Origin of the sequence: Algibacter sp. 2305UL17-15 (genome assembly GCF_040720935.1) — a bacterium.
Lineage (GTDB): Bacteria > Bacteroidota > Bacteroidia > Flavobacteriales > Flavobacteriaceae > Jejuia.
In genome coordinates this window covers 154779-169681 of sequence record NZ_JBFDAE010000010.1, presented here as the reverse complement: position 1 = coordinate 169681, position 14903 = coordinate 154779, and the positions used below count along the sequence as shown (strand labels likewise).

Sequence of the window (14903 nt, the reverse complement as noted above, 5' to 3'; positions counted from 1 at the left end):
TTCAGTTTCATTGGCACAGGCGTTTATGCCCGTAGTTCCCGTAGGGGTTGTACCGGTAGCCGCATCCTGGTCGGACCCGGTATGGGTGATGGTTACCGTAAAGTCATTGGCAGGACACCCATCAGAGATGTTATAGGTACGTTCCAAGGACCATGCACAGGCATCACCGGAAATGGCCTGGCTCACAAAGGTAGCCGTAACCGTTCCACAGTCATCCGTATAATCAGCTTCAATGTCGGCAATATCGGTAGCGGTCGTAACAATAGTGTCAATTTCAGTTTCATTGGCACAGGCGTTTATGCCCGTAGTTCCCGAAGGAGTTGTACCGGTAGCCGCATCCTGGTCGGACCCGGTATGTGTGATGGTTTCTCCTTCTAATTTATTATTAGAGGCATCAACGATTTCATATGTATAAGTAAGTGTCCAACCACAGTTATCTCCACTTAAATCTGTATTTGTTAGGTTTATAGTTAAATTACCATTACAATTATCGCTATAATTACTAAGAATACTTGGACCATCAAACGGATAAGTAGTTTGAGCATCGGCACTACATAAATTCACATTAACAACACCATTTGGAGCAGTTCCTGTAGGATCTTCATCATCATTAACCAAAATTATAGGATTTGTTGCAGATGTTCTTACACAAGTTGTATAAGTGCTTTTTACCATTAAACTATAAGATCCTTCAGATAAACCTGTAAAGTCAACACCTGTTTGATAAGTAACTCCATTATCAATGGAATATTCATATTGGTTAGGGTCAGTTACTGTATTTAAAGGACTGGTTACTGTAATTGTAAAATTATCATCACCTAAACCACAATTTATATCAAATGTTGGTTCTGGGGGTAAATCAACATACATTAAAGTAACCCCACCAGTATCACATACAGTTGAGTTAGGTGGAGGCAAACATAATTCATATTCAAAAGTAACATTTCCAGGAAATCCAGGGTATCCAATATTAGGAACATATGTATATGTTCCATTAGAGTTTAACGTAAGGCTTCCTGCAGCGGCAGGTGTAGGTCCAGAAGTTAAAGTGTATGTAGAATTAGCAGGAGCATTATTTTTTATTCGTAAATCTCCATTATATGTTTCATTTAAACATGGTTCATTTTGCTGGTCAACAACATATTTTTGTAATAAAAAGAATTTACCATCACCATGATCTACAGAGGCGCCAACAAATACAATTTTTGTAATATTAGAACCGGTAGGTGCTAATTCATTTAAATAAAATAAGGCTATACCTATAGTTTGTCCATTATCATTACAGCGTCCAGATTTCCAATAATCAGAATTTGTATTTGGCGCACCAAATGTACAACCAGTATAATTTCCATCATTTCTAACAAAAGTATTACCTAGAAGTTGTTCAGGACCGCCTCCTACAGGGAAACCATATACTTCAATATAAAGACAGTTGTTTCCTCCACGCTCAGTAACAGCCAAAATACCATCGCTATTAGAAGGTATTGGTTCAGAATAACTTATAGTTTGCCTTTGTGCATCGGTTATTAATGCCTCGGCAAATTCATCATCAGCATCATTTGGGTCGTAACAAAATGCTCTACCATTTTTGTTAGAAGAGAAATAATGATTCAAGTTTTTATCTTGGAAAGCATCTAAGGCAATAGGATCCCATTGTAGAGGATTAATTGAAGTTGCAGGTGGGTTTATCACACCATTTTCATATATTCTATTGTAACCATGTCCGTCTGGCCCAACTTGATTCATCGTATAACTAGAAGGTACAACAAATGTATTATAAACTGTTGTGCCTACTGTCACAGATTGAATTGTTGCAGGGTCGGTATTGTTAGGTTGAGTAGGTTCTACCCACTGAAACGTTACTCCTGCCTGTATAGAAGGTTCTTGTTGACCTATTTGTGCTTTGGCTATACCAGGTGCAATAATAACTAAAGCTATCAATAAGGCTTTAGCTATTTTTAAGACTGAAAGATAATTGTATTTATTTTTCATATTGTACATAATGAATTATGATATATTATTTTCTTTGGTTGCATTTGCTCCAAGAATATTTTTACTTGAAGTTGAACAAACAATGTATTTCGATAAAATGACTATTTTTTCCATAACGATACTTAATCATTAACCATCTTGGTTATAATTTTGAATTAATTAATCAGCCACAATTGTAGTGATGACTCCTTAATAGCAATATTCTTAAGCTTTTGAGGGGAAAACTGAGAGGGGTAGTAGAGGTGGCTATTTTAGCCAACATAGCGAGTGAAATTTGATTTGGGGTCATTATTTTCGTGTTTATAGGTAAAACAAATAGACGTATAACTCATATGCTTTTCAAAAAAATATGTTGAAGTACTAATTTAATCGACAAAGAGAATTCTTGTTTTAGTTGAGCGACATTATCTGCCATTTATCGATTAATATATATCTAAGTTCTTCAAAACTTGATGATTAGCATTAATTTTTATCTATTTCGGTCATATTTTAATCAATTTAACTTAATTTTAAGCAACAAATAAATTGAATTTAATCGATAAAAACAACATTTTACCGATAAAAATTACCTTTAATCGAAAATAAATGAAAAAATTGATACTCATAAGGCATGCAAAATCGTCATGGGAACATGATGTAATAGACCATGAACGCCCATTAAACCCTAGAGGGATTACTGACGCTGGCTTAATTTCTGATGCGCTTAAATTAAAAAAGCTAAATATTGATTTAGTGTTGATAAGTGATGCAGAGCGTACAAAACTGACTGCAAACATCATTTTACCAAAACTTAATATTGATAAGGATAACATTCGTTATAACCATAAACTCTATGATTTTTCGGGTTCAGATCTAGTCAATGTTATTAAAAATTGTGATGATTCGGTAAACGAATTGATGGTTTTTGGTCATAATCATGCTATAACTGCTTTTGTAAATACTTATGGAGATACTTATATAGATAATGTGCCTACCTGCGGAACTGTTATTATTGCATTTCAAACTGATACATGGTCAGAGATTGCTTCTGGTAAAACCATTTTCACTCTTTTTCCAAGAGATCTTAAATAATAGTTGATGTTTGAGGATTGCAGTTTTATACTTTATTATGTCATTGTTTCCATTACTTCAGAATTAAACCAAAATTTTAATTCACTCTAAATTCATTTTCAAGCTAAATAGAATATATTTGTTTTTATAATTTAATTGCTTAGGAATGACAAAGACTGAATATGAAGAAAAACGTTATATTAATAGAGAAATTAGTTGGTTGCAATTTAATGCTAGAGTTTTACAAGAAGCATCAGATATTAGTGTGCCTTTAATAGAGCGATTACGCTTTTTAGGTATTTTTTCAAATAATTTAGATGAGTTTTTTAAAGTACGATATGCTACAGTTAAACGCATAGTTGAAGCTGGTAAAGGTGGTAAAAATGAACTTGGGGGTATAAGGGCTAAGGAGTTGTTAGAAATTATTACACAAATAGTTATAAAACAACAAGCCGAAAGTTTAAGAGTATTAGAAGACATTGATGAAACGCTTATAAAAGAAAATATTTTTGTTATTGATGAAACAGAGCTCAATAACCTTCAAATAGATTTTATAAAACAATATTATTTCGAAAATGTAAGTACTGCATTGGTTACTATTATTTTAAACGACCTTGTAGTATTACCTAATCTTAAAGATAGTGCAGCATATTTAGCAGTAAAAATGCAAATGAAAGATGGAAGTAAACAGTTTGCATTAATCGAAATACCTAAAACAGTCAATCGTTTTGTTGAACTTCCTAAGGAAAAAGATGATGGTAAGAATCATATCATTATGATTGATGATTTATTAAGGTATTGCTTAAGTGATATCTTTAATATTTTTGACTATGAAACCATTTCTGCCCACATGATTAAAATAACTAGAGATGGCGAATTGGATTTTGATAGTGATTTAAGTAAGAGTTTTGTTGAAAAAATTTCAGATAGTGTAAAACATCGTGAATTAGGAGAACCAGTACGCTTTATATATGATAAAACTATTGATGACGATACCTTAGAGTATTTGATGGAAAAAATGGGTATAGATAATACAGATAGTATTATACCAGGAGGCAGATATCATAATAAAAGAGATTATATGGGGTTCCCTAGTTTAGGAAGAACCGATTTATTGTATAAAAAAATTACTGCATTGCCTGTTAAAGGCTTAAGCTTAGAAAGCAGTATTTTTGATGCTATTGCTACCAAGGATTACTTAGTCCATGCACCGTATCACACATTTTCCTATATCGTTAAGTTTTTAAGGGAGGCAGCGCTAGACCCTCAGGTAAAAACAATAAAAATCACTATTTATAGATTAGCTCAAATTTCTCACGTAGCCAGTTCATTAATCAATGCGGCCATTAATGGAAAAACCGTTACGGTTTCCATAGAACTTCGAGCTAGGTTTGATGAAGAAGCAAATATTAGGTATGCAGAACAGATGAAAAAAGAAGGTGTAAACCTAATTTTCGGTGTTCCAGGATTAAAAGTTCACAGTAAAATGTGCGTTGTTGAACGTGAAGAAGGTAAAAAGTTAAAACGTTACGGTTTTATAAGTACAGGGAATTTTAATGAATCTACAGCAAAAATTTATACCGATTATACCTTATTTACAACCAGCCAACCTATTTTAAAAGAGGTAAATAAAATTTTTAATTTCTTTGAAACTAATTATAGGGTCTATTCTTATAAACATCTTATAGTATCTCCGCATTACACCAAAAAGAGGGTTTTTGCATTAATTGATGAACAAATTGAATTAAGCAAAAAAGGAAAACAAGGCTATATACGCTTAAAAATGAATAGTTTATCAAGCTATGAAATGGTCGATAAACTATACGAAGCAAGTAATTCGGGCGTAAAAATAGATATGATTGTTCGCGGTATATGTTGTTTAATACCAGGAATTAAAGGTATGAGCGAAAATATTAAAGTAATAAGTGTTGTAGATAAGTTTTTAGAACATTCAAGACTTTATATCTTTGGAAAGGGAGATCATGTGAAAATGTATATTTCCTCTGCCGATTGGATGACCCGAAATATAGAAAATAGGGTAGAAGTAAGTTGTCCGATTTATAGTGAAGACATAAAACGAGAAATTATTGATACATTTAACATCTGCTGGAGTGACAATGTAAAAGCTAGATTATTAAATACAGGAAATGAGAACGAATATCGAAAAAATAATAATACAAAAGTAAGATCTCAGATTGCTTTATATGATTATTACCTCGAAAAGTTAAAAAACTAATATGCTTTCAATTAAAAAATATGCTGCTATTGATATAGGTTCAAATGCAGTTAGGTTATTGATATCAAATGTAATAGAAGAAAAAGGTAAGCCTGTAGTATTCAAAAAAAACTCGTTGGTTAGGGTGCCTATACGTTTGGGTGCTGATGTATTTATTAAGGAAAGAATTTCAAAAGAAAATACGCAAAGACTTTTGGATACCATGTTGGCGTTTAAGCTACTTATGAAATCCCACAAGGTTGTAAAATACAAAGCCTGCGCAACTTCCGCTATGCGGGAATCAAAAAACGGTACTGAGGTAGTTAAATCAATTTTAGATCATTCAGGAATAAGTATAGATGTTATTGACGGTGAAGAAGAAGCAGCAATAATTGCAGCGACAGACTTAAATAAATTTATAGAACCTAATAAAGTATATCTCTACGTTGATGTAGGTGGCGGAAGTACTGAGTTTTCCGTGATTGATAATGGCAACCAAATAGTATCTCGTTCGTTTAAAATTGGAACGGTAAGATTGCTTAATGATATGGTAAAAAAAGAGGCTTGGTTAGAATTGGAAAAATGGATCAAAGACCACACGAGCCACTACGGAAAAATCAATGTTATTGGTTCTGGCGGAAACATCAATAAAATATTTAAGGTTTCTGGTAAAACGCTAGGTAAACCTTTGACCTACTTTTACTTAACTACTTATTACAATACGCTTCAAAGTTATTCATATGAAGAAAGAATCACAGAATTGTCATTAAATCAAGATAGGGCCGATGTTATTATTCCTGCCATGAGAATTTATTTGTCCGCCATGAAGTGGAGCAGTGCAAAACATATTTATGTACCTAAAATAGGACTAGCAGATGGTATCATAAAAAGTGTATATTATAATACTGTTTCTAGTAACATACAGTAAAATTCTACAATTTACCATCTATAAAAACACTATTTTTTAAATTTATAGTATATTAGCCCCGATATATTTGTTTAGAATATAAACCCAAAACTATTAAAAATGAAAAAATTAGCAATCATAGCTTTTCTACTTAGCTTATCTTATCAAGGCTTTTCTCAAAGCGGAACTTATGGTATTAGAGCGGGATACAACATATCCAACTTGGATTTTAAAGAGACATCACCATCGAACAACAAACATAGAAACAGTTTCTATATTGGGGCTTATGGCGATTTTAGATTGTCCAATACGGTTTCTGTTGTGCCGGAACTCCAGTTTTCTCCAGAAGGTGCTAAAGATGAAAAATTACAATTAGATTTAATTCAAATGCCAGTATTATTTAAATTCAGGTTAAACGAAAGATGGAAATTTGGATTAGGCCCACAAGCAGCTTTAAAATCACATAAAACCAATGATGGCATGAAAAATTTTCATTATTCAGCAATTGCAGGTGCAGAATTTAAGTTAAATCAAATGCTTTTTGTAGATGTAAGATATAGCTATGGTGTCACCAATATTTTTGATGATATTTTAAGTGCCGAGGCCATAAACACTAACATTCAGTTGGGTGTAGGTTACCAGTTCTAACCATGGATGGTTTCCTTATTTCCTAGTTGAGACATAATTTTAGCCTCATAATCAAGAAGTTGTTGCCATTTGGTATCAACTTCTTTTTTATTGCCATATTTTCTGGCGAATCCTAAAAACATCGTATAATGATTGGCTTCACTTACCATTAAATTTCTATAAAAATCGGCTAATTCTTTCTCTTTAAGTTCTTCAGATAATAATCTAAAACGCTCGCAACTTCTGGCTTCGATTAATGCAGCATATAATAAGCGATGTACTAATTGCGTGGTTCTACTACCTCCTTTTGGGAAGAATTTCAGCAATTGAATCACATAATCATCACGTCTGTCTCGTCCCAAAGTCCAACCGCGTTCAATAATTTTATCATGAACCATTTTAAAATGACTGATTTCCTCTTTAACCAAAGCAATCATTTCCTGAACCAATTCTGTGTATTCTGGGAAACTAACAATCAAGGAAATAGCGGTACTCGTTGCTTTTTGCTCACAAAACGCATGATCTGTCAATATGTCTTCAATATTTTTTTCTACGATATTTACCCAACGTGGGTCTGTTGGTAATTTAAGTCCTAGCATAATTAATTATTTTATCAAACACCTCCTATTACAAGTCTAAATATCTAAATCAAAAGTGGTGCGTAGTTTTTCTATAGCTTCGTTTTTTTCTTTTAACTTTTCAAACTTGTCGCGATCAGTATAAACATATTTTTTACTTACTGCTTCGTTAACAACAATAGAAAGGCTAATGTCAAAATTATTAAGAGATTTTCTTAAAAACCCCATTAAATCATACTGTTGGCGTTCCAATTCAACTTTATTTGTTTCGCTAGGAAACTCGAGATGTACAGTTGTGCCTTTAACTTTTGGAGTATCTATGGCTAGTATAGAAGCTAAATTATGTTTACCTTCTTTTTGTGTTTTTTCTGTAAATTCATTCCAAAATTTAATAAACTCTTCTTCAGTAAACGCTTCTGTTGGCAAATTAGTTTCATCAATAACAACTTCCATTTGTTTTATTTGATGCTCTTTTTTTGCTCTAATACTGCTTAAAGATAAACCAGATTTACGTTTACTATCTTGTTTTAAATCAATTTTTATAGGCTCTTTTACTTGAAATTGCTCTATAACTTTTGCATTTGCCGCAACAGGTTCTTTTTCGGTAGCTTTAGTTGGTTGCGAAGTCTCTTTAACTGCTGTTTTTGTTTCAACCGAAGGTTTTGTAACGGGAATAGGCGTAATCCCTTTTTTCTGAAAGTAAGACGCAGGTATTATAAAGTATTTAGAATTTTTTTTTTCTCCATCAAAAGTGATAGAGGCAAGTTGCATAAGGCATAATTCTACGAGTAAGCGCTGATTTTTACTGGTTTTATACTTTAAATCGCAATCGTTGGCGAGATTAATCCCTTGGAGCAGAAATTCCTGTGAGGCTTTTTTAGATTGCTCTAAATACTTTTGTTTTATTTGATCTCCAACTTCTAGCAATTGAATGGTGCTTTCAGTCTGGCTTACCAGTAAATCCCTAAAATGAGACGCTAATCCGGCAATAAAATGATGTCCATCAAACCCTTTAGACAATGTATTGTTAAACTGAAGTAGCAATTCAGGAATTTTGTTTTCTAAAATAAGGTCTGTACTCGTAAAATAAGTTTCGTAATCAAGAACGTTTAAATTCTCTGTAACTGCTTGTCTAGTGAGGTCTTTACCCGAAAAACTGACCACACGGTCAAAAATAGACAATGCATCTCGCATGGCGCCGTCTGCTTTTTGGGCGATAATATGTAGTGCATCATCTTCGGCAGTTACACCTTGTTCTTTGGCAATGTATTTTAAGTATGCTTTGGCATCTTTTACTGTAATGCGTTTAAAATCAAATATCTGGCACCGTGATAAAATTGTTGGAATGATTTTATGCTTCTCTGTTGTGGCTAAAATGAAAATACAATGTTTTGGTGGTTCTTCCAATGTCTTTAAAAAAGCATTAAAAGCAGCTTGTGAGAGCATGTGCACCTCGTCAATAATATACACTTTGTATTTCCCAACTTGTGGTGGAATCCGAACTTGGTCAGTCAAACTTCTAATATCATCTACCGAATTGTTAGAAGCAGCATCGAGTTCAAAAATATTAAACGCAAAATCTTCATCTTCGGTTTCGGTACCATCACTATTAATCATTTTAGCCAAAATACGAGCGCAAGTTGTTTTGCCAACACCACGAGGGCCCGTAAATAAAAGGGCTTGTGCTAAATGATTGTTTTCAATAGCATTCAATAAAGTGTTTGTAATAGCTTGCTGACCAACAACGTCTTTAAACGTTTGAGGTCTGTATTTTCTAGCCGATACTACAAAGTGTTCCAATTTTGCTGAATTTAGTTCAGCATCTTTTTTGATGCTAATTGAACGAATAACAAAGTTAAAAATTCAATTTAGAAATTGGAATAATGAAGTTGGAATTTAATAGGAGTTATTAACAAATGTGAGCCGTTTAGATGAATATGTTTTTTTTTGAGTATGTGAGAAAAAAAACGATAACTTCGTTTAACGAATGATAAAAATTTTTAACGATTTTTTATCAAAGAAACATTGGGGTTAATTATAAAAGCTATTAAGTATGAAAAATATTTACAAACATAATTTCCCGATAAAAGGACTGCTTTTAATGAACCTTTTACTAGGAATCAGTTTATTATCTTTTTTTGCTTATTTATTTAAAAATGAAATCTTTCCAGATATTTGGACATTTGCAGGACCATTATTGGGCTTGGCTATGGTAATAAATGGATTGACAAGCTCTAAGGTTAGAGAAATAAATGTGCATACTTCTTTGGAAATGGTTGAAATAATTAAAGAATCTGTGTTTGCAACAAAAGCGAAGAAGGTTAAATTACAATCATTAAAATCAGAATTAAAATCTGAAAATGGGAAAAAACTATTTACGCTCATAGTTAAGCTTAGGTTAATAATTCTAGAAAATGATAAAGAGGTTGAAGAAATCAGCAGCAATCTATTTTCACTTAATAATAACAAACTTGTAAAATTACATTCTGATTTAAAGACGCTATATAAAAATAACTAATCCTAATAAAACCTATAAAAAATCGGAGGTTTTAGGCTTAACCTAGAGGTATACGTATTTTTATAAAGCCCCTCTACCGCTAAGCTCTTGCTTAGTGACAACAAAAATGGTAATTATAAGATTTAAAAAGCATCTCTTTTTTTTTTTTCTTAATCAAAAGACTTTCGGTACATAAAAACAAAATATTACCGTCACTAAACAGAGTTAGCGGTAGCAAGTAATCAATTTTTTTTTGGCATTATCATAAAAAACACCGAACTTCATAACATAAATTGAAATTTTAATTCAAAAATTATTTCAAATGAAGAAACCACACAACCACGATGAACAAATCGCAAAATTAACCTTTGCTTCAGTATATCCTCATTATGTAACTAAAGTTGAAAATAAGGGAAGAACAGAAAAGGAATTGCAACAAGTAATAGAATGGCTTACAGGTTTTAACGTAAAAAAACAAGGGGAACTAATTGCTGAAAAAGTAACGTTTGAAACATTCTTTAAAAAAGCGAAACTAAACCCAAATGCAAACCTAATAACTGGTGTAATTTGTGGCTATAGAATTGAAGACATAGAAACTCCTTTAACTCGTCAAGTTAGATATTTGGACAAGTTGGTGGATGAGTTGGCAAAGGGGCGTAAAATGGAAAAAATTTTACGTGTTGCATGATTTGCTTTAACTTGTGTCTAAAAAGATTTTACCAAGAGTTAATAAATTCTTCAAAATAAATAATGTCGCCACTAAGCTGGAGCTTATCGGTAACTAGAAAACGAAACTCTGTTAACACAAAACGACTTCTGGGTTAAATACATCGGCTGGCAAATATTGCGTTAAGGATTGAAACGGCATCCTTTTGCTTCTTTAATGACATGTGAAAAATTTAGGAAAAACTAAACGCTTACAAATGGATTCCTGCCTTTGCAATAATGACAAAAAGCAAAAGATATAGTGGAAAGCCTGACCGCTTTTCGCGGTAACGCCCAAAATACTTTTATTTAGATTTTAGTGCTTTTTATTGTAATTTTGCACACAAGTAAATCGCCTTATCGCCTGGGTGCTGAATTTATTTCAGTATCTCGGGAGGAAAGTCCGAACACCGTAGTGCAACATAGTGGCTAACGGCCACCAACCGTGAGGTTAGGAAAAGTGCAACAGAAAGTATGTACAGGTAATGCTGTAGTGAAACCAGGTAAACTCTATGTGGTGCAATGTTATGTAAACCAGCGTTTGAAGGCGGCACGCTTGATTGCTGGAGGGTAAACAGCTAAAGTGTTTTGGTAACAACACACTCAGATAAATGATAAGGGGTCACGCCTTGGCTTGATACAGAATTCGGCTTATAGGTTTACTTGCATATAAATAAACCCTTCTCGAGAAATTTGAGAAGGGTTTACTATTAAAAAATGGTTGGCCTTATGGTATGTTTTATTTAGGTGAGTAATATAAATCCGGTCTCATCCAACCTGCATGTTCTTCCCATCTGTGTACATATTTTAAAACTTTATTGAATGTTTCCATACGGTCTGGTCCTAAAACTTCTTTGTTTGCATTTTGCCTTTGTGCACTATCAACTTCATCTTTTGCTGATATAGATACTAAATAATAACTGTCCATTGAGCCAAAACCGCTATGGTAAACATTGTAATATTCTTTAGATCCTTTTTCGGTAAACATGTCTTTAACTGCTTTCATGCCTTCTTTGAGCTTAGCAGCATTTTTAGGTTTGTAATAGATTAATATCCATTTACGGTAATTTTGATCGGACATGTCTGTTCCTTCTGGAGCAGAATAGCTTAAATCTTTTACACTACTCATGGTGTATGTTCCATGAGAATCATAACATTTATTGAACCGCTCGAACATTTCTCCAAATTTATCTCCCATGGCTTTGGCCATATCGGCAAACGGACGTTTATCCAATTCTGCAAAGTTTTCAATGGGAGTGATGTAATAAAAAGTGAAATCGTCTCTCATTGCAGTTACCCAAGACGCTTGTAAATTGTGCTTTACGCTTGCATCTTGAAACTCTTTAGCTATTTTTTCATATTCCATCAACATAGATGGCTTTACATTGTCTTGATGCACTTGAAACATTTGTTGTGCTTGAAGATTGGCAACAAAGCAGCATAGAAATGCTAATAATAAGGTTGTTTTAATTGTTTTCATAAATTTATGGTTTTGGTGAATTAATTTATTATTCCGTAGTTGTTTCATCTGAAGCAGCTTTAGCTGCTGCCAAAGCAGCAAATTCAGCATTCATAGTTGTACCATCAAAATACACGTGTTCTTCTACTATTTTACCATTAATAAATTTAACAGCTAAGTGAACTGGTATTACTAATTCTTTATTATTTGCTGCAATTTTAGCTTTATGTGTCGCCCAATAGTAAACCCAGGTTTCGTCTTTTTTGTCAAGCACCATTTCAATATGCTCTTTATCATGGTTAAATCCATAGGAAGCCATAGCACTTGCCATTTCTTTTAGTCCGTTAGCTCTTTTTTCAACGCTAATGGGTTTAATAGAATTCACAAAAATTTTCGCGGTATCTGCAAAATGACTTTTCCAGGTGTTCCAATCTCCAGTTTCGTATGCTGTTATTCCAGCTTTTAGGGTTTGAATTTCGGCAGAATCTGCAAAATAACGTTGGGGCTTGTTTTCGCAAGCAGCGAATAGCATAACTGCTAATACAACTAAAAAGAGTTTTTTCATTTTGTTATATGGTTTTAAAAGTTAGTATTAACATTAAACCATAGACAGAATTTAAAAAAGAAGCGTTCTTTTTTAATTAAAGAGAGAAGTATGTATAGAGCCTGGGACTCTTAAGGAGAAATCTAATTTAATAAAAAAAAAGTAATTATGTATTACTCAGGCCACTTTTTATTTTTCAAAAAAACTAAAAACGCAGCCACCATAGTTTTTTTGATATGTAAAATTTGGCGTTTTTGAAAGGTCGGTATGTTTAGAATGTTCAATAATTAAAACACCATCTTCAGATAGTAATTCATTTTGAAATACCAACTCCGTAAATTTAGTAAACTGCTCGTCAGTAAAACTATATGGCGGGTCAGCAAAGACTACATCTACTTTTAAATTGGTTTTTTCTAAAAATTTAAAAACATCGCTTTTTATAGTGTCAATGGGCATTTCAAAATTTTCAGCAGTTTGATTGATAAATTTTATACACCCAAAATCTTGATCTACACAAGTGATGTGTTCTGTGCCCCTTGATGCAAATTCATAACTGATATTTCCTGTACCAGCGAATAAATCCAAAACTGAAATAGCATCAAAATAATAGCTGTTATTTAAAATATTGAACAAAGACTCTTTCGCCATATCTGTAGTAGGCCGGACAGGTAGGTTTTTTGGTGCTACTATTTTTCTACTTTTAAATTGTCCTGAAATAATACGCATTAAAAACTCTGGATTAAAGTATAGTGAGAATGATTGGTTGTTGGTGTTTCGGTGTATTTGTAAGTGTCGTTTCTGCTTCCAAAATTGATGTTTCTGATGTATTGGTATGCTATTTTATATAATTCGTCGTCTTCATTAATAGCCCCGAGCAACACCAAGTTTAAAGTTTCTGGGTTTAAATTTAATTGTTCCGCAGCAAACAATATATAGTATATAAAATCTTTTTCATTCTTATATTCAAACGTATTGTATAGCGCTAATTTTCCGTTGGAAATTATAATGATTTCAAAATGTTTATCGGCAACATGAACATACATCTTACCATTGTCTGCTTTTTCAAGTATATTTTCTAACAATAAAGTAGAGAAGTGCTTGAATGTGAATTCGCCAAACTTCTCATAAATAAAGTTATTTATATTTACGTATGGCACATAAACATTAACGCTTTCGTTATTATGGATTACATCATGACTTATAAAATCTGATTGCAATATTTTTGAATTGAACTTTAAATAATCGGCCAGATAGTCTTTATTGAAAAGCGCCATTGGTACCAGCGTAGAGAGCTCGTTTTCGTGGATAATTAAAACGGCATCAAAATTAGTTTGAAGCTGTTTTTCAGTAGAGAACAAATGTTTTAAATGGTCTAAGGCTTCAAAAGGGTTTATTTTCTTATCAAATTTAAATTCTTTAAGCGCGGTAATGGTGTTTGTGTCTGATTGTAGGATACAAAAAGAAAGTCCACTCAAACTAATTTGAATGGACAATTTTTTATTGGAAAGTATTTTTAAATTTTTATTATTCGGTGCCATAAACTTTAGGCCAGTTTCCCGTAGTTTTAACCTCTTCCATAGAACCTACTTTAAGCGCATCACCGTTTACACCTTCAACAGACATCACTTGCTTTTCCTGCATCACCAAATCTTTTGGTTGATCGTATAAAATCACATCTTTTTTAACTGAAGCTTCAAATACAGGTATTTGTAAATCGTTTTGCTCAACAAAACCAGCTTTCAATTCAAACTTTTCGCCTTCTTTTCCAACAGGAACATTCATGATTTTTTTGTAACGATCAGAGTTTTTGAAAAGAGAATCTTTTACGGGCGTAAATCCTAAAGTATCTATGATAACAATATCTTTGAAAGTTTCAACACCTCCATAACGTTTTGTAAGCTCTTTATCTACAACACTAGAATCTCTACGCTGAGTTAACGTAAATTTGGCCGTATCAATAAATTTTACTAGTTTATCAAAATCACTGGCAAATCTTCCAGTAACTGTTCTATGCGCCAATTGTGCGTCCCTAATATCTTCTAAACTTTTAATTACAACGCCATATCTTTTCTCTTTTTCTTTGTTAAAAAGAATAGGGTTATAAACAGACATAAATGTTTTGTAACCTAAGAAAGCAATTAAAACCCATAGGGCAATAATCAAAACTGGTTTTAATTTTGAAGGTATAAATTTATCAATTAGCTTTACTAAAACGATAGTAAGCAAAATTACACCAACTATTACGAGAATAAATGTCAACATAGTCTATTATTTAATTAAAAGTTTGTTAATGGTCTTTCGCAAATCTACAATTTTTTTTTAATGGTTA

The 14903-nt window shown here is 32.7% G+C and carries 14 protein-coding genes and 1 other RNA gene; 7 read left to right on the top strand and 8 right to left on the bottom strand.

Features of this window, described 5'->3' with window-relative positions; genetic code table 11:
- A partial coding sequence (locus tag ABXQ82_RS12560; protein ID WP_367060057.1) for an Ig-like domain-containing protein occupies positions 1-1992 on the bottom strand: 1992 nt, incomplete at its 3' end.
- Between the two features lie 585 nt (positions 1993-2577).
- On the opposite strand from ABXQ82_RS12560, the gene ABXQ82_RS12555 reads away from it, so the two are divergent.
- The 4 genes from ABXQ82_RS12555 (at position 2578) to ABXQ82_RS12540 (ending at position 6812) form a co-directional block, all read left to right on the top strand.
- A complete protein-coding gene (locus tag ABXQ82_RS12555) occupies positions 2578-3063 on the top strand; it encodes a histidine phosphatase family protein (protein ID WP_367060055.1) in 486 nt (161 codons plus the stop codon).
- A gap of 145 nt (positions 3064-3208) precedes the next feature.
- Entirely contained in the window at positions 3209-5278 is a 2070-nt protein-coding gene (ppk1, locus tag ABXQ82_RS12550; protein WP_367060053.1) for a polyphosphate kinase 1, read from the top strand.
- A 1-nt stretch (position 5279) separates the two neighbouring features.
- Positions 5280-6185 (top strand): exopolyphosphatase, encoded by a 906-nt coding sequence (locus ABXQ82_RS12545; RefSeq protein WP_367060050.1) that lies wholly within the window; start codon positions 5280-5282, stop codon positions 6183-6185.
- Between the two features lie 99 nt (positions 6186-6284).
- Positions 6285-6812, top strand: coding sequence for a porin family protein (locus tag ABXQ82_RS12540; RefSeq protein WP_367060048.1), 528 nt, complete (start codon positions 6285-6287; stop codon positions 6810-6812).
- Here the strand turns inward: ABXQ82_RS12540 and ABXQ82_RS12535 are convergent.
- Complete coding sequence (locus tag ABXQ82_RS12535) at positions 6809-7390, bottom strand: tRNA-(ms[2]io[6]A)-hydroxylase (protein ID WP_367060045.1); 582 nt, start codon at positions 7388-7390, stop codon at positions 6809-6811. The genes ABXQ82_RS12540 and ABXQ82_RS12535 overlap by 4 nt on opposite strands.
- Positions 7391-7426: 36 nt before the next feature.
- On the bottom strand, positions 7427-9169 hold the full coding sequence (locus ABXQ82_RS12530) for a DNA polymerase III subunit gamma/tau (RefSeq protein WP_367060043.1): 1743 nt from the start codon (positions 9167-9169) through the stop codon (positions 7427-7429).
- A gap of 253 nt (positions 9170-9422) precedes the next feature.
- On the opposite strand from ABXQ82_RS12530, the gene ABXQ82_RS12525 reads away from it, so the two are divergent.
- The 3 genes from ABXQ82_RS12525 (at position 9423) to rnpB (ending at position 11241) form a co-directional block, all read left to right on the top strand.
- On the top strand, positions 9423-9887 hold the full coding sequence (locus ABXQ82_RS12525; protein WP_367060040.1) for a hypothetical protein: 465 nt from the start codon (positions 9423-9425) through the stop codon (positions 9885-9887).
- A 301-nt stretch (positions 9888-10188) separates the two neighbouring features.
- Positions 10189-10554, top strand: a complete 366-nt coding sequence (locus ABXQ82_RS12520) for a DUF2200 domain-containing protein (RefSeq protein ID WP_367060038.1) — start codon at positions 10189-10191, stop codon at positions 10552-10554.
- A gap of 361 nt (positions 10555-10915) precedes the next feature.
- An RNA gene (rnpB, locus tag ABXQ82_RS12515) (RNase P RNA component class A) lies at positions 10916-11241 on the top strand.
- A gap of 69 nt (positions 11242-11310) precedes the next feature.
- On the opposite strand, the gene ABXQ82_RS12510 is transcribed toward rnpB, so the two are convergent.
- The 5 genes from ABXQ82_RS12510 to ABXQ82_RS12490 all read right to left on the bottom strand — a co-directional run bounded on the left by ABXQ82_RS12510 (position 11311) and on the right by ABXQ82_RS12490 (position 14836).
- Positions 11311-12051, bottom strand: coding sequence for a hypothetical protein (locus ABXQ82_RS12510; protein WP_367060036.1), 741 nt, complete (start codon positions 12049-12051; stop codon positions 11311-11313).
- A gap of 28 nt (positions 12052-12079) precedes the next feature.
- Positions 12080-12595: a hypothetical protein gene (locus tag ABXQ82_RS12505; RefSeq protein WP_367060034.1), complete on the bottom strand. Its 516-nt coding sequence runs from the start codon at positions 12593-12595 to the stop codon at positions 12080-12082.
- Between the two features lie 168 nt (positions 12596-12763).
- Positions 12764-13300, bottom strand: a complete 537-nt coding sequence (gene rsmD, locus ABXQ82_RS12500; protein WP_367060031.1) for a 16S rRNA (guanine(966)-N(2))-methyltransferase RsmD — start codon at positions 13298-13300, stop codon at positions 12764-12766.
- The gene (locus tag ABXQ82_RS12495) at positions 13300-14112 is read right to left on the bottom strand and encodes a DUF3822 family protein (RefSeq protein WP_367060028.1); all 813 of its coding nucleotides are present in this window, start codon (positions 14110-14112) and stop codon (positions 13300-13302) included. Before ABXQ82_RS12495 ends, rsmD begins: the two co-directional genes overlap by 1 nt.
- Complete coding sequence (locus ABXQ82_RS12490; protein WP_367060025.1) at positions 14099-14836, bottom strand: hypothetical protein; 738 nt, start codon at positions 14834-14836, stop codon at positions 14099-14101. The genes ABXQ82_RS12495 and ABXQ82_RS12490 overlap by 14 nt, the downstream gene beginning before the upstream one ends.
- Positions 14837-14903: the final 67 nt, after the last annotated feature.